Annotated in this window: 21 protein-coding genes; 14 read left to right on the top strand and 7 right to left on the bottom strand. The window is 67.4% G+C overall.

The window, feature by feature from the left end; translation table 11 throughout:
* Positions 1-19 precede the first annotated feature (19 nt).
* A complete protein-coding gene (locus ACFVJ3_RS12405) occupies positions 20-988 on the bottom strand; it encodes an SDR family oxidoreductase (protein ID WP_378452329.1) in 969 nt (322 codons plus the stop codon).
* Here ACFVJ3_RS12405 and ACFVJ3_RS12400 point away from each other — a divergent pair.
* From ACFVJ3_RS12400 to ACFVJ3_RS12380, 5 genes are read left to right on the top strand one after another with little or no spacing between them, the layout of a single operon-like run.
* A complete protein-coding gene (locus ACFVJ3_RS12400) occupies positions 966-1,757 on the top strand; it encodes a TIGR03084 family metal-binding protein (protein ID WP_378452328.1) in 792 nt (263 codons plus the stop codon). The two genes, ACFVJ3_RS12405 and ACFVJ3_RS12400, sit on opposite strands and share 23 nt — an antisense overlap.
* Positions 1,754-3,460 carry an acyclic terpene utilization AtuA family protein gene (locus ACFVJ3_RS12395; RefSeq protein WP_378452327.1) on the top strand — a complete coding sequence of 569 codons (1,707 nt, stop codon included), beginning with the start codon at positions 1,754-1,756 and terminating at the stop codon, positions 3,458-3,460. The genes ACFVJ3_RS12400 and ACFVJ3_RS12395 overlap by 4 nt, the downstream gene beginning before the upstream one ends.
* Complete coding sequence (locus ACFVJ3_RS12390) at positions 3,457-4,605, top strand: acyl-CoA dehydrogenase family protein (protein ID WP_378452326.1); 1,149 nt, start codon at positions 3,457-3,459, stop codon at positions 4,603-4,605. Before ACFVJ3_RS12395 ends, ACFVJ3_RS12390 begins: the two co-directional genes overlap by 4 nt.
* Positions 4,602-6,200 carry an acyl-CoA carboxylase subunit beta gene (locus tag ACFVJ3_RS12385; protein ID WP_378452325.1) on the top strand — a complete coding sequence of 533 codons (1,599 nt, stop codon included), beginning with the start codon at positions 4,602-4,604 and terminating at the stop codon, positions 6,198-6,200. Before ACFVJ3_RS12390 ends, ACFVJ3_RS12385 begins: the two co-directional genes overlap by 4 nt.
* Positions 6,201-6,208: 8 nt before the next feature.
* Positions 6,209-8,218 carry an acetyl/propionyl/methylcrotonyl-CoA carboxylase subunit alpha gene (locus ACFVJ3_RS12380; protein ID WP_378452324.1) on the top strand — a complete coding sequence of 670 codons (2,010 nt, stop codon included), beginning with the start codon at positions 6,209-6,211 and terminating at the stop codon, positions 8,216-8,218.
* Between the two features lie 33 nt (positions 8,219-8,251).
* On the opposite strand, the gene ACFVJ3_RS12375 is transcribed toward ACFVJ3_RS12380, so the two are convergent.
* The gene (locus tag ACFVJ3_RS12375; protein WP_378452323.1) at positions 8,252-9,199 is read right to left on the bottom strand and encodes an RNA-guided endonuclease InsQ/TnpB family protein; all 948 of its coding nucleotides are present in this window, start codon (positions 9,197-9,199) and stop codon (positions 8,252-8,254) included.
* Between the two features lie 110 nt (positions 9,200-9,309).
* On the opposite strand from ACFVJ3_RS12375, the gene ACFVJ3_RS12370 reads away from it, so the two are divergent.
* From ACFVJ3_RS12370 to tuf, 9 genes are all read left to right on the top strand, one after another.
* Positions 9,310-10,500: an acyl-CoA dehydrogenase family protein gene (locus ACFVJ3_RS12370; RefSeq protein WP_378452322.1), complete on the top strand. Its 1,191-nt coding sequence runs from the start codon at positions 9,310-9,312 to the stop codon at positions 10,498-10,500.
* Positions 10,500-11,300: an enoyl-CoA hydratase family protein gene (locus ACFVJ3_RS12365; protein ID WP_378452321.1), complete on the top strand. Its 801-nt coding sequence runs from the start codon at positions 10,500-10,502 to the stop codon at positions 11,298-11,300. Before ACFVJ3_RS12370 ends, ACFVJ3_RS12365 begins: the two co-directional genes overlap by 1 nt.
* Positions 11,301-11,359: 59 nt before the next feature.
* Entirely contained in the window at positions 11,360-12,001 is a 642-nt protein-coding gene (locus ACFVJ3_RS12360; protein WP_378452320.1) for a TetR/AcrR family transcriptional regulator, read from the top strand.
* A 38-nt stretch (positions 12,002-12,039) separates the two neighbouring features.
* The gene (locus ACFVJ3_RS12355) at positions 12,040-12,564 is read left to right on the top strand and encodes a DUF3558 domain-containing protein (RefSeq protein WP_378452319.1); all 525 of its coding nucleotides are present in this window, start codon (positions 12,040-12,042) and stop codon (positions 12,562-12,564) included.
* Between the two features lie 11 nt (positions 12,565-12,575).
* Positions 12,576-13,115 carry a DUF3558 domain-containing protein gene (locus tag ACFVJ3_RS12350; RefSeq protein WP_378452318.1) on the top strand — a complete coding sequence of 180 codons (540 nt, stop codon included), beginning with the start codon at positions 12,576-12,578 and terminating at the stop codon, positions 13,113-13,115.
* A 362-nt stretch (positions 13,116-13,477) separates the two neighbouring features.
* A complete protein-coding gene (rpsL, locus tag ACFVJ3_RS12345) occupies positions 13,478-13,852 on the top strand; it encodes a 30S ribosomal protein S12 (RefSeq protein WP_005252198.1) in 375 nt (124 codons plus the stop codon).
* Positions 13,852-14,322, top strand: coding sequence for a 30S ribosomal protein S7 (rpsG, locus tag ACFVJ3_RS12340; protein ID WP_073361026.1), 471 nt, complete (start codon positions 13,852-13,854; stop codon positions 14,320-14,322). Before rpsL ends, rpsG begins: the two co-directional genes overlap by 1 nt.
* Positions 14,323-14,481: 159 nt before the next feature.
* Entirely contained in the window at positions 14,482-16,584 is a 2,103-nt protein-coding gene (fusA, locus tag ACFVJ3_RS12335) for an elongation factor G (protein WP_378452317.1), read from the top strand.
* Positions 16,585-16,673: 89 nt separating this feature from the next.
* Entirely contained in the window at positions 16,674-17,864 is a 1,191-nt protein-coding gene (gene tuf / locus ACFVJ3_RS12330; RefSeq protein WP_378452316.1) for an elongation factor Tu, read from the top strand.
* Positions 17,865-17,990: 126 nt separating this feature from the next.
* Here the strand turns inward: tuf and ACFVJ3_RS12325 are convergent, their stop codons facing one another.
* From ACFVJ3_RS12325 to ACFVJ3_RS12305, 5 genes are read right to left on the bottom strand one after another with little or no spacing between them, the layout of a single operon-like run.
* The gene (locus ACFVJ3_RS12325) at positions 17,991-18,566 is read right to left on the bottom strand and encodes a hypothetical protein (protein ID WP_378452315.1); all 576 of its coding nucleotides are present in this window, start codon (positions 18,564-18,566) and stop codon (positions 17,991-17,993) included.
* A complete protein-coding gene (locus tag ACFVJ3_RS12320) occupies positions 18,563-19,543 on the bottom strand; it encodes a DUF6286 domain-containing protein (RefSeq protein WP_378452314.1) in 981 nt (326 codons plus the stop codon). The genes ACFVJ3_RS12325 and ACFVJ3_RS12320 overlap by 4 nt, the downstream gene beginning before the upstream one ends.
* Complete coding sequence (locus ACFVJ3_RS12315) at positions 19,536-19,715, bottom strand: hypothetical protein (RefSeq protein ID WP_005252219.1); 180 nt, start codon at positions 19,713-19,715, stop codon at positions 19,536-19,538. Before ACFVJ3_RS12315 ends, ACFVJ3_RS12320 begins: the two co-directional genes overlap by 8 nt.
* On the bottom strand, positions 19,712-20,026 hold the full coding sequence (locus ACFVJ3_RS12310) for a hypothetical protein (protein ID WP_378452313.1): 315 nt from the start codon (positions 20,024-20,026) through the stop codon (positions 19,712-19,714). The genes ACFVJ3_RS12315 and ACFVJ3_RS12310 overlap by 4 nt, the downstream gene beginning before the upstream one ends.
* Positions 20,023-20,484 carry an Asp23/Gls24 family envelope stress response protein gene (locus tag ACFVJ3_RS12305; RefSeq protein WP_005252221.1) on the bottom strand — a complete coding sequence of 154 codons (462 nt, stop codon included), beginning with the start codon at positions 20,482-20,484 and terminating at the stop codon, positions 20,023-20,025. Before ACFVJ3_RS12305 ends, ACFVJ3_RS12310 begins: the two co-directional genes overlap by 4 nt.
* Positions 20,485-20,611: the final 127 nt, after the last annotated feature.

The raw sequence follows: 20,611 nt of genomic DNA, 5'->3' as shown, positions 1-20,611 counted from the left end.
TCCCAGTCTGTCATTGCGCTCAGATGCCGGTGCGCCGTACCAGTGCGTCGGTCGCGGACGGCGCGAACGTGCCGAGCAGCCGGAACAGTTCGGCGTAACTGGGGAGCAGTTCGATCGGCCGGGTGCGCACGGCGGTGACGAACCACTCCGCCGCCTGCTCGGGAGTCAGGGCCGCCATCGCGTCGTAATCCGTGGTGGGCGCGATCATCGGCGTCCGGACCAAGGGAAAGTCGAGGGTCGTCACCGAGATTCCGCGGTCGCGCAGTTCGGCGCCGAGGCTCCGGCCGAACGCGCCGACGGCCGCCTTGGACGCATGGTAGGCGGAGAACTTGGGCATGACACCGGCAGGCACGCCCCACGTCGCGACGTTGATGATGTGGCCCTCGCGGCGCTCGATCATCGACGGGAGCAACGCGAGGGTCAGCCGCGTCGAGCCGAAGTAGTTGACGGCCATGGTGCGTTCGAAGTCGTGGAAGCGGTCCAGCGAGTCCTCGACCGTCCGCCGGATCGACCGCCCGGCGTTGTTGACGAGAACGTCGACGGGGCCGATCTCCCCGAGCACCTGAGCGACGAGGGCATCGACGGACTCCGGGTCCGTGAGGTCGCAGGGGACGGCGTGCGCGTCGCTACCGGACCGCAGGATGTCGTCGCGCACGGACTCGAGGGCGTCGGAGCCGCGGGCCACGAGGACGACCTCCGCGCCGAGGGCGGCGAGCCGGCGTGCGGCCGCTTCACCGACTCCCGAGGAACCACCGGTGACGAGGATCCGCTTCCCGGCGATGCGGTGGCCGAATCCCGGTACGACTCGGGCGGCCAGCGTGCGCGGGGAGGGGAGTGGGTTGAGCGCGGCATGGGTGAGCAACTGTCGTATCACGTGACCAGCGTGGCAGCTCGCGGGACGATCCGCAGCCAAATAACAATCAATCGTGCTTGCTTTTTTATTGGGTCGGTGTGATGCTGGTCGCATGGCTGAACTGCAGAGGTTCATCGATGACTTGTGCGCCGAGAGCGATTCACTGGACGCCTTGGTCGCCGACCTCCCCGACTCCCGCTGGGCCGATCCGACACCGGCCGAGGGGTGGACCGTCGCCCACCAGATCGGACATCTGCTGTGGACCGACGAGGCCGCCCTCCTGGCGATCACCGACCCCGACGGCTTCGCCGAGCAACTGACGGTGGCCGCCTCGAACCCCGCCGGCTTCGTCGATGCCGGCGCCGAGGAGCACGCCCGTCGGGAACCCGCGGAACTGCTCGCCGCCTGGCGCTCCGCCCGGGCTCGACTGGCGGAGGCTCTCCTGGCGGTGCCGTCGGGACAGAAGATCCTCTGGTACGGCCCGCCGATGAAGGCGGCCTCGATGGCCACCGCCCGGTTGATGGAGACGTGGGCGCACGGCCAGGACGTCGCCGACGCGCTCTCGGTGCCGCGCAAGCCCACCGAGCGGTTGAAGAGCATCGCCCACCTCGGGGTCCGCACCCGCGACTTCGCCTACGCCGTCAACGAACTCGCCCCACCCGCGGAGGAGTTCCGCGTCGAACTCACCGCCCCCGACGGAGTGTCCGTCTGGACGTGGGGCCCCGAGGACGCCGCGCAGAAGGTCGCCGGACCCGCCGACGACTTCTGCCTGCTCGTCACCCAGCGCGCGAACCGGGCGGATCTCGCCCTCGAGGCCACCGGCGCCGACGCGGACGCGTGGCTGAACATCGCCCAGGCCTTCGCGGGCCCCGCGGGCGGCGGCCGCGAGGCGGGAACCCGATGACCGTGCGGATCGGCAACTGCTCCGGCTTCTACGGCGACCGTCTGTCGGCGATGCGCGAGATGCTCGAAGGCGGCGAGCTCGACTATCTGACCGGCGACTACCTCGCCGAACTCACCATGCTGATCCTCGGACGCGACCGCATGAAGGACCCGAACCGCGGCTACGCCAAGACGTTCCTCCGTCAGGCGGAGGACTGCCTCGGGCCGGCCCTCGACCAGGGTGTCCGCATCGTCGCGAACGCCGGCGGGCTCAACCCGGCCGGTCTCGCGGACGCATTGCGGGAGGTGAACGACAAGCTGGGGCTGCGGGCGAAGATCGCCCACGTCGAAGGCGACGACCTGATCGGTCGGTCCGCCGAACTGGGTCTGGGCAGCCCGCTGACTGCCAACGCCTACCTCGGAGCGTGGGGCATCGTCGAATGCCTGAACGCCGGCGCCGACGTCGTCGTCACCGGGCGTGTCACCGACGCGTCCGTGATCGTGGGTCCGGCGGCCGCCCACTTCGGCTGGCAGCGAGACGCTTTCGACCAGCTCGCCGGCGCCGTGGTGGCCGGGCACGTCATCGAGTGCGGCACCCAGGCGACGGGCGGCAACTACGCGTTCTTCACCGAGATCGACGACCTCGACCGACCCGGATTCCCGATCGCCGAGATCGACTCGGACGGATCGTCCGTCATCACCAAGCACCCCGGGACCGGTGGCGCCGTGAACGTCGGCACCGTCACCGCGCAGTTGCTGTACGAGATCACGGGTGGCCGCTACGCCGGCCCCGACGTGACGGCGCGGATCGACTCCGTCGCAGTGTCGCAGGACGGTCCCGACCGCGTGCGCATCAGTGGCGTCGTCGGGGAGGCGCCGCCGCCGCAGCTCAAGGTGTCGCTGAACACGCTCGCGGGATTCCGCAACGAGGCCGTGTTCGTCCTCACCGGCCTCGACATCGAGGCCAAGGCGGCCCTGGTGAAGCGGCAGCTCGAGGGGTGGCTTCCCACCCGGCCGGCCGAACTCGACTGGTCGCTCGCCCGCACCGATCACCCGGACGCCGACACCGAGGAGGCCGCGAGCGCGCTGCTGCGCTGCGTGGTCCGGGATTCCGACGCCAACGCGGTCGGGCGCGGATTCTCCTCCGTCGCAGTCGAAATGGCGCTGGCGAGTTATCCCGGCTTCACGCTGACGGCGCCGCCCGGGCAAGGGCAGCCCTACGGTGTGTTCACCCCGGGATACGTGTACGCCAAGGAGGTGCCACACGTCGCGGTGCTGCCGGACGGAACGCGCGTCGACATCGAACCCGCCACCGATGTCCGGGAACTCGAAGATGTCGGCGAGCCCGCGCTCCCGGAGCCGCGGGGCGCCGAACCCACGGTCCGGGTGGCGCTCGGCACCATCGCCGGAGCGCGCAGCGGAGACAAGGGCGGCAACGCGAACGTCGGCGTGTGGGTGCGCACCGACGAGCAGTGGCAGTGGCTGGCCCACGCACTGACCGTCGACGAGCTGAAGCTCCTCCTCCCGGAGGCTGCCGACCTCACCGTCACGAGGTATGTGCTGCCGAAACTGCGCGCTGTCAACTTCGTGATCGAGGGAATCCTCGGGCAGGGCGTCGCGTCCCAGGCCCGGTTCGACCCGCAGGCCAAGGGTCTCGGCGAATGGCTGAGATCCCGGCATCTCGACATACCGGAAGCACTCCTCCCCGAAGGGACGACGTTGTGAGCGTGTGGGACACACCCGAGCGGCAGGAACTGCGCAAGACGGTGCGCAGCTTCGTCGAACGGCAGGTACTGCCGCACCTGGACGACTGGGAACGCGACGGCGAACTGCCCCGCACACTGCATCGGGAGGCTGCCGAACTCGGACTCCTCGGCGCCGGCTTCCCCGCATCCGTCGGGGGCGAGGGCGGCGACCTCGTCGACGCGGTGCTGATCTGCGAGGAATTCCACCAGGCGGGTGCATCGGGTGGCGCGTTCGCTTCACTGTTCACGTCGGGAATCGCGCTGCCGCACCTCGCCGCGGCCGGTGACCCGGAGCAGATCGAGAAGTGGGTCCGCCCAACCCTGCGCGGCGAGCTCATCGGCTCGCTCGCCATCACCGAACCCGGCGGCGGTTCCGACGTCGGGCATCTGCGGACCACCGCGGTCCGCGACGGCGACCACTTCGTCGTCAACGGGTCCAAGACGTTCATCACGTCCGCCGTCAGGGCCGACTTCGTGGTCACCGCCGTCCGCACCGGCGGTCCCGGCGCGTCCGGGGTCTCCCTGCTCGTGATCGAGAAGGGCACACCGGGATTCGAGGTGGCACGCAAGCTCGACAAGATGGGCTGGCGTGCATCGGACACGGCCGAGTTGTCGTTCGTCGACGCACGGGTCCCCGCCGCCAACCTGGTCGGCGAGGAGAACAGCGGGTTCGCGCAGATCGCCCAGGCGTTCCTCACCGAGCGCATCGCCCTCGCCGCGCAGGCCTACTCGAGCGCGCAACGGTGCCTCGACCTCACGCTGCAGTGGGTGCGCGACCGCGAGACGTTCGGCCGTCCGCTGATCAGCAGGCAGTCGGTGCAGAACACGGTCACCGAGATGGCGCGCAAGACCGACGTGGCCCGCGTCTACACGAGAGCGCTGGTGGAGCGTTCGCTGGTGTCGAACGAGGACTTCATCGCGGAGGTCTGCTTCGCGAAGAACACCGCGGTCGAGGCGGGCGAGTGGGTGGCCAACCAGGCCGTCCAGCTGTTCGGCGGCCTCGGCTACATGCGGGAGAGTGAAGTGGAACGGCAGTACCGCGACATGCGCATCCTCGGAATCGGTGGCGGTACCACCGAGATCCTGACGGGGCTCGCGGCCAAGCGATTGGGGTATCAGTCATGACCACGTTGAAGTCCACGCTGGACACGGGTTCCGAAGAGTACGCCGCGGCGGCGAAGGCCATGACGGAGAAGCTCGCCGAGATCGACACCGAGCACGCCAAGGCGCTCGCGGGCGGCGGCGAGAAGTACACCGAGCGGCACAAGAAGCGCGGCAAGCTCCTCGCCCGGGAGCGCATCGAACTGCTCCTCGACCCCGACTCGCCGTTCCTCGAACTGTGCCCGCTCGCGGCATGGGGCAGCGACTTTCCGGTCGGTGCCAGCACTGTCGTGGGCATCGGCGTGGTGGAAGGCGTCGAGTGCCTGATCGTCGCCAACGACCCGACGGTGCGCGGCGGCACCAGCAACCCGTGGACGTTGCGGAAGGGATTCCGCGCCAACGACATCGCCCGGCAGAACCGGCTCCCCGTCATCTCCCTCGTGGAGTCCGGCGGCGCGGACCTCCCCACCCAGAAGGAAGTATTCATACCCGGTGGCCGCATGTTCCGCGACCTCACCCAGCTCTCCGCCGCGGGCATCCCGACCATCGCCCTCGTCTTCGGCAACTCGACGGCGGGCGGCGCGTACATCCCCGGCATGTCCGATCACGTCGTCATGATCAAGGAACGGTCCAAGGTGTTCCTCGCCGGACCGCCCCTCGTCAAGATGGCCACCGGCGAGGAATCCGACGACGAAACCCTCGGCGGCGCCGAGATGCACGCCCGCAAGTCCGGCCTCGCCGACTACTTCGCGATCGACGAGCAGGACGCCATCCGGATCGGCCGCAGCATCGTCAAGCGCCTGAACTGGAAGAAGCAGGGGCCCGCGCCGCGGGCCGAGGTCATCGAACCGCTCGCGGACCCCGAGGAACTGCTCGGCATCGTCCCCGCCGACCTCAAGGTCCCGTTCGATCCCCGAGAGGTGATCGCCCGCATCGTCGACGGCTCCGATTTCGACGAGTTCAAGCCGATGTACGGGTCGTCACTCGTCACGGGCTGGGCCGAGCTGCACGGGTATCCGGTGGGCATCCTCGCCAACGCGCGCGGCGTGCTGTTCAGCGAGGAATCGCAGAAGGCCACCCAGTTCATCCAGCTGGCCAACCGCTCCAACACACCACTGTTGTTCCTGCACAACACGACCGGCTACATGGTGGGCAAGGAGTACGAGGAGGGCGGAATGATCAAACACGGGTCGATGATGATCAACGCCGTGTCCAACTCCACTGTCCCGCACATCTCGATCCTGCTCGGCGCGTCCTACGGCGCCGGCCACTACGGCATGTGCGGACGCGCATTCGACCCGCGTTTCCTGTTCGCCTGGCCCAGCTCCAAGTCCGCCGTCATGGGCGGGGCGCAGCTGGCCGGGGTCATCTCCATCGTCAGCCGCGCCTCCGCCGAGGCCCGCGGGCAGGCGTTCGACGAGGAGGCCGACGCCGGCATGCGCGCCATGATCGAGAACCAGATCGAGGCGGAATCCGTGCCGATGTTCCTGTCCGGTCGCCTCTACGACGATGGCGTGATCGACCCGCGCGACACCCGAACCGTGGTGGGAATGTGCCTGTCGGCCATTGCCAACGCCCCGATCGAAGGCGCCGAGAACTTCGGCGTCTTCCGGATGTGAGGCCCGAAATGATCCAGTCCGTACTGGTTGCCAATCGTGGTGAGATCGCCCGCCGCGTCTTCGCCACCTGCCGTCGCGCGGGCATCGGGACCGTCGCCGTGTTTTCGGACGCCGACGCACTCAGCCCACACGTCGCCGAGGCCGACGCCGCGGTCCGGTTGCCGGGCAACAGTCCCGTCGACACCTACCTGCGCGGCGACCTCGTCATCGAGGCGGCACTGCTCGCCGGTGCCGATGCCATCCACCCCGGCTACGGGTTCCTCTCCGAGAACGCGGACTTCGCGCGCGCCGTCCACGACGCGGGGCTGACGTGGATCGGGCCGCCCGCGCCCGCCATCGAGATGATGGGTTCCAAGGTGGAGTCCAAGAAGATGATGGCCGCCGCCGGAGTCCCGGTGCTGGCCGAACTCGATCCGGGCGCCGTCACCGAAGCCGACCTGCCGGTGCTCGTCAAGGCGTCCGCCGGTGGCGGCGGACGCGGCATGCGCGTCGTGCGTGAGCTCGCGGACCTCCCGGAACAGCTGGAAGGCGCCCGCCGCGAAGCGCAATCGGCCTTCGGTGACCCGACTGTGTTCTGCGAGCGGTACCTGGAAACGGGCAGGCACATCGAGGTCCAGGTGATGGCCGACCGACACGGAACCGTCTGGGCGGTGGGGGAGCGTGAATGCTCCATCCAGCGTCGGCACCAGAAGGTGGTGGAAGAGGCGCCGTCGCCGTTGGTCGAAGCCCTCCCGGGGATGCGCGAGCGGCTGTTCGAGGCCGCCCGGCTCGCGGCGAAGGCGATCGACTACGAGGGTGCGGGAACGGTCGAGTTCCTGGCTTCCGGTCGAGCGGAGCGAGGGGGAGATGACCCGGACGACGGGAACTTCTTCTTCCTCGAGATGAATACCCGGCTGCAGGTGGAGCATCCGGTCACCGAATGCACCACCGGCCTCGACCTCGTCGACCTGCAGTTGCAGGTCGCTGCAGGCGGCAGGCTCGACCCCGAACCGCCCGCCGTGTCCGGCCATTCCATCGAGGTCCGGCTGTACGCCGAGGATCCGGCGCAGAACTGGCAGCCGCAGAGCGGACCGGTCCACCGTCTGGACCTTCCCGAGAATGCGGTCGAATTCGACGTGCTGCGCTCCCCGGGCATCCGCCTGGACTCCGGCGTGGTCGACGGATCCACCGTCGGTGTGCACTACGACCCGATGCTCGCGAAGGTCATCTCGTTCGCGCCCACCCGCACGCAGGCGGCCACCCGGCTGGCGACGGCCCTGAGTCGCGCGCAGATTCATGGACTGCGCACCAACCGCGACCTCCTCGTCAACGTGCTCCGCCACCCGGCATTCCTCGCCGGCGACACGGACACCGCCTTCTTCGAAACCCACGGGCTGGACGTGCTGGCGCGTCCGCTGGCGTCGGCCGACACCGAGCGACTGTCGGCGCTGGCCGCCGCACTCGCGGACGCTGCGCACAACCGCGACGTCGCGACGGTCGACTCGACGCTCCCCAGCGGGTGGCGGAATCTGGCGTCCGCGCCGCAGAGCAAGACGTTCACGGGCACCGGCGGCGACATCGAGATCCGGTACCTGCTCACCCGGAACGGGCTGAGGGCCGAGGGCTTCGACGACGTCGCGCTCGTGTCGGCCACGGCGCGGCACGTCGCACTGGACGTCGCGGGGCTACGCCGCTCGTTCGCGGTGTCCCGGTACGGGGACGACGTGTTCGTCGACTCCGCCCTGGGCCCGGTGAGCCTGCTCGCCGCACCGCGATTCACCGATCCGAGCGCCGTCGTCGCCGAGGGGTCGCTGCTCGCGCCGATGCCGGGTTCCGTCATCCGCCTCGGCGCCGAGGTCGGCGACTCCGTGACCGCCGGTCAGCCGATCGTGTGGCTCGAGGCGATGAAGATGGAACACACGATCAAGGCACCGGCCTCCGGTGTCCTCACCGAACTTTCCGTGACCGCCGGTCAGCAGGTCGACGTGGGAACGGTCCTGGCAGTAGTCGAAGCAGCGCAGCCCCAAAGAGAGTCTTAGCGGTTCCCCGACTGTAGGCGGGAGATTCCACGCTCAGACCGCACACACATCCGACCCGAAGGAGGAATGCGCATGTCTGACAACGTCAACACGAGTGTGGCCCCGTTCTGCCACAGCCAGGATCACCCTGGCAGCGTTCCTGTCCCAGCAGTCGGTATATCCGCAATTCCGACACAGGAAGGTTCGTTCCGCGAGTCCGAGTCGCTGCTTGGCTCTCGCGCATCTGGAGTCGTGCCGCACCTGTCGTGCGGCCTTCTTGTGCAGCTTCGCGGCTTCTCTCCGTGCCCGCTGGTATCCCTTGGACTGCGGTCCACGCTTGCCGCTATGGCGCCTGGCCATCTTTCGCTGCGCCTTACCAAGCTCTGCGGAACAGCGCTTCCGGTGCCCGAGATATGGCAGGTCGAACCCGGGACTCGTGGTCGTGGCTGTTACGGATACATCCCAGTCGATGCCGATCCCACTGGTTTCGTCGACAGTGGGGGCAGCGACGGCTTCGCGTCGCACCACGAACGACGCGTACCAGTGCCCGAGCGAATCTCGATGCACCCGCACACTGGTCGGCTTGGACGGCAGCTCCCGCGACCAGACCACCGGGATCACGATGCCTTTGGCGAGAGACAGCCGACCGTTGCGGACCGAGAACCCTCGGGACGTGTACTCCAGCGCAGGGAGAGACTTATTGCGCGCCTTGAATGCTGGGCGTCCTCGACCCTTCACCGTGAACGAGTGCTCCAAAGCCTTCGCGTAAGTCCTCAGCGTCTGCTGTTGAGGGACCTGCGCACCTTCGCGCAGCCACGCGTTACGTCCGCGCGCCTCGGTCAGCAGCTTTCCGAGCTTCGCGAACGTCGGCTTGAGTCCGGTCTTCTGCTGCCGCACAGCCTCATTCCAAAGGTATCGGCAGCGATGCCACTCGGATTCGAGCGCGCGCACAGCCATCACGCCTGGCCGGAGCCGATAGCTGTACCGCACAACCTCTTCCACACCTCGACCGTAGTCAGGAGCACCGACATGTACAGACGCCAGACACGTCACACCCGCCCAGAAGGCTCCGTACCTGACCCGAAGGGTGGGGTCTCCGCCCGTGAGTCCCGATGAGCTTCATCGAGACAGAAGAACAGAAGGAACTCCGCGCCTCGGTGTCGAGGCTCGGGGAGCGTTTCAACTACGTCGACTACGTGCTGCCCCGGGCGCGGCGCAGCGAACCGCTGACCGAATTGTGGAACGAGGCGGGCAAACTCGGCTTCCTCGGCGTCAACCTTCCCGAGGAATACGGGGGTGGCGGCGCAGGCATCTACGAGCTCGCCCTCGTCCAGGAGGAACTCGCGGCCCACGGCGCCGGCCTCCTGCTGGTGGTCGTGTCGCCGGCGATCTGCGGCACGATCATCGGCAAGTACGGCACCGAGGAGCAGAAGCAGACTTGGCTCCCCGGCCTCGCCGACGGTTCGAAGATCATGGCGTTCGCCATCACCGAGGCCGACGCGGGTTCCAACTCGCACCAGATCACGACCACCGCGCGTCGGGTCCGATCGAGCGAAGCGAGGGGTGATGGTTCAGCCGAGGATTGGCTGCTGTCGGGGAACAAGATCTACATCTCCGGGGTCGACCAGGCCGACGCCGTCCTGATCGTCGCGCGGACCGAGGATTCGAAGACCGGCAAGCTGAAGCCTGCACTGTTCATCGTCCCCACCGACGCCGAGAACTTCGTGAAGACGCCGATGGAGATGGACATCGTCGAGCCCGACCACCAGTTCATGCTGTTCCTCGACGACGTCCGGCTGCCCGCCGACGCGCTCGTCGGCGAGGCCGATGCGGCGTTGATGCAGTTGTTCGCGGGTCTCAACCCCGAACGCATTCTCGGCGCCGCCATGGCGATCGGCATGGGCCGCTACGCGCTGGACGCCGCGGTGCGGTTCGCGAAGGAACGCACGGTGTGGAAGGAGCCGATCGGCGCGCACCAGGGCATCTCGCATCCGCTGGCGCAGATCAAGATCGAACTCGAACTCGCCAAGCTGATGATGCAGAAGGCGGCCGTCCTCTACGACAGCGGCGACGACTTCGGCGCCGCCGAGGCCGCCAACATGGCCAAGTACGCCGCCGCCGAGGCCAGCATCAAGGCACTCGACCAGGCCGTCCAGACGCACGGCGGCGCAGGCCTGACCAAGGAATACGGTCTCGCGGCGATGCTCGGTGCGGCGCGCATCGCCCGCGTGGCTCCGGTGAGCCGGGAAATGATCCTGAACTTCGTCTCCCAGCACTCGCTCGGGCTGCCGAAGTCGTACTGATGTCGAACGGACAGCACATGACCGACGTGGAAGCCGACCGGTACGTCCGGTACGAGGTGAGCCGGGGGTTCGCCACCCTCACCCTCGATTCGCCCCACAACAGGAACGCGATCTCCGGCAGGCTCGTGGGCGAACTGCTGCAGGGATTGCGGGACGCCGCCGCGGACGACGACGTCCGCGGCGTCGTCCTCACCCACACCGGCGGCACGTTCTGCGCCGGGGCGGATCTGAGTGAGACGTCCGGCGACGTCGGCTCGCGGACCCGGCAGATGGCCGACCTGCTGCGGGCCATCGTCGAGTTGCCCAAGCCGGTGATCGCCCGGATCGACGGTCACGTCAGGGCCGGGGGCATGGGATTGGTCGGGGCCTGCGACATCGCCGTCGCCGGCCCGCGCAGCACCTTCGCGCTCACCGAGGTCCGGCTCGGACTCGCCGCGTCGATCATCTCGTTGACGGTGCTGCCCCGGATCGATTCGCGAGCCGCGAGCCGCTACCTCCTCACCGGCGAGAAGTTCGGTGTCCACGAGGCGGAGGCCATCGGGCTGATCAGTGAGTCCGCCGAGGATCCAGAGGACACCGTCGAGGAATTGCTCGACCAGTTGCGGCAGGCGTCGCCGCAGGGTCTGGCCGAGTCGAAGACCCTGACGACCCGTGGCGTGCTCGCAGACTTCGACCGCTACACCGACGAGCTGACCGCCCAGTCGGCGAGGCTGTTCGAATCCGAGGAGGCGCGGGAAGGCATGATGGCGTTCCTGCAGAAGCGGCCGCCGAGATGGGCCTCCGGCCCCGTGCGTGGTTGACGAGTCTCAGGACTCGTCGAGTACTCACGGGCGCGCAGCGCGACGAGAGGAAGTGACACATGACCCGCGAACCGAAGCAGGACCGCAGCCGGGTCACGCGCGGGCATCTCCTCGCGGTCACCATCGACTGCCTCGCCGAACTCGGCTGGGGTGCCACCACGGTGAGCCTCGTCGCCCAGCGCGCCGGCGTGTCCCGCGGCGCGACCCAGCACCATTTCCCGACCCGCGAGGACCTCATCACCGCGGCGCTCGAGGTCATGTTCGACGCCCGGATGGAGCAGGCCCGGCGCGAGGCCACCGACCTGCCGACCGGGGAGGGACGCACCGAGGCCGTGGTGTCGCGGCTCGTCGACTACTACACGGGCACCTTGTTCAAGGCGGCGCTGCAGGTATGGACGGCCGCCGCCGCCGACCCCGAACTCCGGGCCCGGATCGTGCCGCTCGAGGAGCGGTTCGGCCGGATCGCGCACCGCACCGCCGTCGAACACTTCGGCTTCGACGACGCCGACCCGGTGGCGCACCGGCTCGTCCAGGCCACCCTCGATCTCGCACGCGGACTCGGTCTGGCCGACGTGCTCACGGACGACTCCAAGCGACGGGCGGAGATCGTGCGGCAGTGGGCGGCGCAGCTGGATGCCGCACTACCGCGGAGCGGTGAATCGATAGGGCCGCGGAGGCTCGACGCGGCCGTTCTCGACTGACCGGGCAAAGGTCGCGGGGATCGGTAGAGTCACCGACCATGGGCCGGAAATGGGGATTGCTCGTCCTGATCACCGTCGCGGCCGGTCTGGTCGGCTGCGGGGGAGACGGAGACGATTCCGGTACCGAACCCGCCGCGCAGCAGCTCCCGCAGGTGACCGATCCGGGCCCGTTCTTCGGTCAGTGCGGTTCGGTCACCGACGACGAGGTGGCGAAGGCGTTCGGGATGCCGCCCTTCACCGGGGTGACGCGTAATTCCGTCGGCTGCGAGTGGGAAACCGCGGGAATAGGTGGTCCCAGCGTGACGTTCTCCTGGTACCGCGGCAGTCCCATCGGCCGCGAGCGGGCGGGTTCCGAGCTGATCGGCAGGCCGGCCACCGACATCGACGTCCAGGGACATCCCGGATTCATTGCATCGTCCGAAGGAATTCTGTGTGAACTCGGTGTGGAGTTCGGGGGCGACTTCGTTCACTGGTCGGTGATGTACGCGGACGCGCAACCCGCGGCGGACCCGTGCAAGGTGGCGCGCGATCTCGCCGAACTCAGCGTGTCGAGGGCCAAGTGAGCGGGGGAGTGATGAGCAGCGGGACGTTGCGCGTCGTGCGCGTGCTGGCCGCGGCCACCGCGGTCGGGCTGATCGCGGGGTGCGGGTCGACGATCGAGGGCTCGCCCAGGGCCGAGGGGGCGGCCTCGTCCGGCGACACCGAACAGTTCACGGCCCTGCTGGAGGAGTGCAACGCCGTCGCCGACGACCAGATCGCCCAGACCGTCGGCGCCGACGCCATCCAACGGGGCTTCTTCGGCGCGATCTGCCGGTGGGACGCGGTCGGTGCCAACGGTCCCGTGAAGGTGACGTTCAACTGGTTCGAGACAGGTTCACTCGACACGGAGAAGTCGACCGGCGAGAAGCTCGGCTACACCGTGGAGTCCTCCACCATCCAGGGCCGCAAGGCCGTCGTGATGCGTCCCCCCGGTGATCCGGGGGCGTGCGGAGTGACGGTCGGATCGCCCTCCGCGGGCGTCGTCGGCTGGTGGGTACAGTTCCAGACGGGGGCGGCAGACCCGTGTGAGGCGGCATCGACGCTTGCGGATCTGACGCTCAATCTGAGTAGTTGATGTGCCCGTGCCCGTACCGACAGCTCCAAGCAGTGCCCCACATCCCAGGTCAGCCCTTACCACTGCCAGCCCACTTTGACCTTCCGGCGCGCCGCCGGGTATCGTTGTGGGTCGTGTCCGGCATGCCCGGGCCGATCTGTGTGCCTAGCGAGGTATTGCCGTGCGCGCGTTCGTGCAGATTTCTGCATGGAACGAGCATCCGGCTGCCTGTGTGGGGGTATGCGACACACCCGACCTCGGGTGCAGCTCGAGGTGTGGGTGAGGGGCAGCAGCTCTCTTGCCCCAACTGCTAGATCCCTAATTTCAGAACAGCCAAGGTTGCTTGTCCAGAGCAGTCTGTTCAACACGAAGAAAGCCGGTAAATGCCAACCATCAACCAGCTGGTCCGCAAGGGCCGCCGCGACAAGACCGCGAAGGTCAAGACGGCAGCCCTCAAGGGCAGCCCGCAGCGCCGTGGCGTGTGCACCCGCGTGTACACCACCACCCCGAAGAAGCCGAACTCGGCGCTCCGTAAGGTCGCGCGTGTGCGCTTGACCAGCTCCGTCGAGGTCACCGCTTACATCCCGGGCGAGGGCCACAACCTGCAGGAGCACTCGATGGTGCTCGTTCGCGGTGGTCGCGTGAAGGACCTCCCGGGTGTGCGCTACAAGATCATCCGCGGCTCCCTCGACACCCAGGGTGTCAAGGGCCGCAAGCAGGCCCGCAGCCGCTACGGCGCCAAGAAGGAGAAGAGCTAATGCCACGTAAGGGCCCCGCTCCTAAGCGTCCGCTCATCAACGACCCGGTCTACGGTTCGCCCCTGGTGACGCAGCTCGTCAACAAGATCCTGATGGACGGCAAGAAGTCCACCGCCGAGCGCATCGTCTACGAAGCACTCGAGCAGGCGCGCGAGAAGACCGGCACCGATCCGGTCGTCACCCTCAAGCGCGCACTGGACAACGTCAAGCCTGCCCTCGAGGTTCGCAGCCGCCGTGTCGGTGGCGCGACCTACCAGGTGCCGGTCGAGGTTCGTCCGGGCCGTTCCACCACCCTCGCGCTGCGCTGGCTGGTGACCTTCTCCCGGCAGCGCCGCGAGAAGACGATGGTCGAGCGTCTCGCCAACGAGCTCCTCGATGCCAGCAACGGCCTCGGTGCCGCTGTGAAGCGTCGTGAGGACACTCACAAGATGGCCGAAGCCAACAAGGCATTCGCCCACTACCGCTGGTGACGTCACGTCGGAGCAGTCACCAACCGTGACTGCTCCGGCGTCGTCGCACGTCGGTCCCCACCAGGGACCGGCTGATCTACAACTCGAGACAATGGCCCCGCTGGTGAACACCGGGGAGGCCGATACCCGATACACGAGCTACGAGCGGGGAAGAATCCTGTGGCACAGGAAGTGCTGACCGACCTGAACAAGGTCCGCAACATCGGCATCATGGCGCACATCGATGCCGGCAAGACCACGACCACCGAGCGCATCCTGTTCTACACCGGTGTCAATTACAAGATCGGCGAGACGCACGACGGAGCGTCGACGACGGACTGGATGGAGCAGGAGAAGGAACGCGGCATCACGATCACCTCTGCCGCGGTGACCTGCTTCTGGAACAACAACCAGATCAACATCATCGACACGCCCGGCCACGTCGACTTCACCGTCGAGGTGGAGCGTTCGCTCCGCGTGCTCGACGGCGCTGTTGCCGTGTTCGACGGCAAGGAGGGCGTCGAGCCCCAGTCGGAGCAGGTGTGGCGTCAGGCCGCCAAGTACGACGTTCCGCGCATCTGTTTCGTCAACAAGATGGACAAGATGGGCGCGGACTTCTACTTCACGGTCCAGACCATCATCGACCGCCTCGGCGCGAAGCCGCTCGTCCTCCAGCTGCCGATCGGCGCCGAGGACGACTTCGACGGCGTCGTAGACCTGGTCGAGATGAAGGCCATCACCTGGCGTGGCGTCGTGCCGACGGGTGCCGCGCCCACCATCGAGGAGATCCCCGCGGATCTGGCCGACAAGGCTGCCGAGTACCGCGAGAAGCTGCTCGAGACCGTTGCCGAGTCCGACGAATCTCTCATGGAGAAGTACTTCGCCGGTGAGGAACTCTCCGTCGAGGAGATCAAGGGCGCCATCCGCAAGATGACGGTCGCCTCCGAGCTGTACCCGGTTCTGTGTGGTTCCGCGTTCAAGAACAAGGGCGTTCAGCCCATGCTCGACGCGGTCATCGACTACCTGCCGAACCCGCTGGACATCGGCGAGGTCCAGGGTCACGCCCTGGGCAACGAAGAAGAGATCCTCACGCGTAAGCCGAGCAAGGAAGAGCCGTTCTCGGCTCTGGCCTTCAAGATCGCTTCGCACCCCTTCTTCGGCAAGCTGACGTTCGTCCGCGTGTACTCCGGCCGGATCGATCCGGGCGCCCAGGTCATGAACGCGACCAAGGGCAAGAAGGAGCGCATCGGAAAGCTCTTCCAGATGCACGCCAACAAGGAGAACCCGGTCGACGAGGCCGTGGCCGGCCACATCTACGCGATGATCGGTCTGAAGGACACCACGACCGGTGACACGCTGTGTGCACAGGACGCGCCGATCGTGCTCGAGTCCATGAGCTTCCCGGACCCGGTCATCCAGGTCTCGATCGAGCCCAAGACCAAGTCCGACCAGGAGAAGCTGGGCACCGCGATCCAGAAGCTCGCCGAAGAGGACCCGACGTTCTCCGTCGAGCTCGACGAGGAGACCGGCCAGACCGTCATCGGCGGCATGGGCGAGCTCCACCTCGACATCCTCGTCGACCGTATGCGTCGCGAGTTCAAGGTCGAGGCCAACGTCGGCAAGCCGCAGGTTGCCTACCGCGAGACCATCACCAAGAAGGTCGAGAAGCACGACTACACCCACAAGAAGCAGACGGGTGGATCGGGCCAGTTCGCCAAGGTGATCATCGCGCTGGAGCCGTTCGTCGGCGAAGACGGTGCCACCTACGAGTTCGAGAACAAGGTCTCCGGCGGTCGTATCCCTCGCGAGTACATCCCTTCCGTGGATGCAGGCGCGCAGGACGCGATGCAGTACGGCGTTCTTGCCGGCTACCCGCTGGTGAACTTGAAGCTGTCGCTGCTCGACGGTGCGTACCACGATGTCGACTCGTCGGAAATGGCCTTCAAGGTTGCCGGTTCGCAGGCGCTGAAGGAAGCCGCCCGCAAGGCCGGCCCGGTCATTCTCGAGCCGCTCATGGCTGTCGAGGTCACCACACCCGAGGAGTACATGGGTGACGTGATCGGCGACCTGAACTCCCGCCGTGGCCAGATCCAGGCCATGGAGGAACGCAGTGGTGCCCGTGTCGTGAAGGCGCTGGTTCCGCTCTCGGAGATGTTTGGTTACATCGGTGATCTGCGGTCGAAGACCCAGGGCCGGGCGAACTTCTCCATGGTGTTCGATTCCTACGCAGAGGTTCCCGCGAACGTCTCGAAGGAAATCATCGCCAAGGCGACCGGCGAGTAACCTCGGTTCCAGCCGGCCGAAGCACGACCCAGTAATAACAACCGCACTGCTGCATACCGCAAGCATCAATCAGTCCAGGAGGACACACAGTGGCGAAGGCGAAGTTCGAGCGGACGAAGCCGCACGTGAACATCGGCACCATCGGTCACGTCGACCACGGCAAGACCACGCTGACCGCGGCCATCACCAAGGTTCTGCACGACGCGTACCCGGATCTCAACGAGGCCTCGGCCTTCGACGAGATCGACAAGGCTCCTGAGGAGAAGGCTCGCGGTATCACGATCAACATCTCGCATGTTGAGTACCAGACCGAGAAGCGCCACTACGCGCACGTCGACGCTCCCGGTCACGCCGACTACATCAAGAACATGATCACCGGTGCGGCGCAGATGGACGGCGCCATCCTCGTGGTCGCGGCCACCGACGGCCCGATGCCCCAGACGCGTGAGCACGTGCTGCTCGCCCGCCAGGTCGGCGTGCCGTACATCCTCGTCGCCCTGAACAAGGCCGACATGGTGGACGACGACGAGATCATCGAGCTCGTCGAGATGGAGGTCCGTGAGCTCCTCGCTGCGCAGGAGTTCGACGAGGAAGCTCCCGTCGTCAAGGTCTCCGCTCTGAAGGCGCTCGAGGGCGACCCGGAGTGGACCAAGAACATCCTCGAGCTCATGGCTGCGGTCGACGAGTCGATCCCGGACCCGGTCCGCGAGACCGACAAGCCGTTCCTCATGCCCGTCGAGGACGTCTTCACGATCACCGGTCGTGGCACCGTCGTCACCGGTCGTATCGAGCGTGGCTCGGTCAACGTCAACGAAGAGGTCGAGATCGTCGGCATCAAGGAGACGGTCACCAAGACCACGGTCACCGGTATCGAGATGTTCCGCAAGCTCCTCGACTCGGGCCAGGCCGGTGACAACGTCGGTCTGCTGGTTCGTGGTATCAAGCGCGAAGATGTCGAGCGTGGACAGGTTGTCGTCAAGCCCGGCACCACCACCCCGCACACCGAGTTCGAGGGCCAGGCGTACATCCTGTCCAAGGACGAGGGCGGCCGCCACACGCCGTTCTTCAACAACTACCGTCCGCAGTTCTACTTCCGTACCACGGACGTGACGGGCGTTGTGACGCTGCCCGAGGGCACCGAGATGGTCATGCCCGGTGACAACACCGAGATGTCCGTCAAGCTGATCCAGCCCGTCGCCATGGACGAGGGCCTGCGCTTCGCGATCCGCGAAGGCGGCCGTACCGTCGGCGCCGGCAAGGTCACGAAGATCAACAAGTGATCTAGCTCCACCAACGCCAATGGCGCCCACCCTCAGGGGTGGGCGCCATTGGCGTTTCGGGGTACACGCTCAGCGGTAGTTCAAACGCATCCCATTCTCGGAGGTCGCCGACCGGAACGCCCCGTGTCAGTTTTCGACGTGCGCCGGGTGGTCGGCGCGGTCGAGGTGGAGCAGGACCTGGGTAGCGACCTGTTCACCGCCGAGGGTCGATGCGACCCACGATGCGACGTCCTCGGATTTGCGGGTGAAGTCGTAGATGTCGAGGGTGGGGTCGGCGGTCACGACGATCGACAGGGTGGGGAGTCCGCGTTCGACCACGGCGCGAGCGCGTGTCTGCCGGACTCCGGGGTACTGGCCGAGTTCGCTGGCGACCCCGTTGGCGAGCGAGCCGAGGTCGACGGTGACGTAGGTGCCCGATTCGCGATCCGGTACGGCGACGGGGGACGTGCGTCGCCGGGTGAGATCCAGGGCGAGGAGCACGATCCCGAAGACCAGTCCCACGACGACCGTCGCAGCGAGTGCCCAGCCCCACCAGTCCTGGTCGGGGAGTGCGGTGACGCGCGCGCGGTCGTATCGCGACACCCATTCGCGGACGATCGGAACCTGCAGGTCCCAGGCCACGGCGTAGGCGCCGAATCCGAGGAGTGCGAGCCCGACGAGCAGGACGATGACCCGGTTGACGGCGGCCGTCCGATGTCTCACGGCTTCACCTGCACTCGGAGTTCGGGAGACGTGCCGAGCAGCGACAGCGTCGGTTCCACGGCCTCGCGGACGGAGATGGCCACGTCCCCGGCGGGTGTCGACTCGGTGCGTACCACGCGAACGGTGACGTGCTTGCGGTCGACCGTCGTGTGCGCCGACAGCACTCCGGGGACGGTCTTGGCGTGGCTGCTGGAGTTGCGAGCGAGGTCCGTGGGGCGCAGCCAGACGATCGGGGTGTCACCCACCGCGAGCGGCAGGTGGGTGCGCGGCCGCGGTTTGAGGGCCGCGACGATGAATACGACCCCCAGGACGATCGCGCCCGCGGCGACGGGGACGATCCACTCGGACCAGTGCAGCCGGCCCAGCCATTGCACGGTGTTGCGGATCCAGGGCGCGTTGGCGAAGGTGCCGCGCATGATGAGCAGTTCACGCGCCGCGACGACCGCGAGACCGAGAGCTCCGACGGCGACGATGATTGCGGCGGGCACAGCGGCCGGAGTCGCGCGCGGCGTGCGTGGCCGGACGGGCGCCACCGGGGCGGGCGGCACGGCGGGGTCGCCTTGTTCGGAGTAGCGGCTTTCGGCCGAACTGTCCTCGGGTGCTGCGGATTCCGTTCCGACGACCACGATGTTGAGTTCGATGACCGGCATGCCCGTCATCTGCTCGACCTGATGGTGCACCTGTGCGCGGAGCCGACGGTTGACGAGGTCGAGGTGGCATGGCCACTGGACCGCGATGTACAGGTTGATCGCGACGGCGCCCGCTCCCGTCGAGACGTCGGCGCGGGGGAGTTCCCGACCCGTCAGGCGGGACAGCCCACCGGACTGCTTGACGACGCCGGGTACCTGGAGCGCTGCGGCGACGGCGATCTTCACGACGGCGCGCTCCTTGATTACCAGCTCGCCGCGTAGGGCGGTGTCGTCGAGCGCCGCGTCGTCGTGGGGACCGGCGGTGGGTGCGGTGAAGGGTTCAGCCACGGCCGCGGCTTCGGAGGATGGCGCCGAGATCGAGGTGGCCGTCGCGGTGCGCGCCGACGGCCATGCCCAGCGCTCCGAGGAGGACGGCGAAGACGAATCCGCTGAAACCGCCGAGGATGCCGGCGATGGCGAGAAGTAACCCGACGATCAGGCCTGTGATTGTGCTGTTCATTGAGCTTGTCCTGTCTCTGTCAGGAGATCTTCGACGGTCACGTCGACCGGGACGTCCACCAGCGATTCCACTGCGGCCCGCACTCTTTCGGCGGTGTCGACGACGTTGGCGGGGTAGCGAGCCGCGAGGTGGACGGCACAGGACGTGGGGCCGACGGTCACTCCGGTCACCCGGCGTCCGGGCAGGTAGGTCGCGACTTCACCGAACGCGCCGCCGTGCATCGCTGCCACTCCCGGGGTTGCGAGGACGGCGGCGACGATGCGTTCGGAGATGTCCTCGGCGTGGGTGTCCGGTGGAAGTGGTCCGGTCACTGCACCCTCGGTTTGCCGTCGAGCTCGGACGCGGCCTCGGATTCGTCGAAGAGCATGACGTCGAAGACGGTGATGTTCACTTCGGTCACTTCCAGCCCGGTCATGCGCTCGACGGCCGCGATGACGTTGCGCCGGATGCCGACCGCGAGTTCATGCAGTGCGACGCCGTATTCCGCGACGATGCCGATGTCGATGGCGGCCTGCTTCTCGCCGACTTCGACGGCGACGCCCTGGGCGTGGTTGACGCGGGCGCCGGGGATCCGATCGCGGAGAGCGCCGACAGCGCGTGCGGTGCCGCCGCCCACGTCGTAGACGCCGTTGATCTCACGGGTGGCGATACCTGCGATCTTGGCGACGACGGCGTCCGCGATGATGGTCCGTCCCTCGGAACTGACGAGTTCCGGCGTCGCCCCGGCACCGAACTGCACGCGGCTGCGTGCGCCTGAATCGCTGGTCATCGTGGATCCCCTTCGAGTCGCCTGCCTTCTCTTCAACAGTAATGATCACCGACCGTACGCGTGGTCTCCCACGCGCCTTTCCGCCCGCGGATCTGCCCGCGGGAGGCGCCGAAAAATATTTGATATG

The sequence above is a fragment of the Rhodococcus sp. NPDC127593 genome (assembly GCF_042671975.1).
Taxonomy (GTDB): Bacteria; Actinomycetota; Actinomycetes; order Mycobacteriales; family Mycobacteriaceae; genus Rhodococcus_F.
Note: the sequence above shows the minus strand (reverse complement) of the source record. Positions and strands in the feature narration are given on the sequence as shown.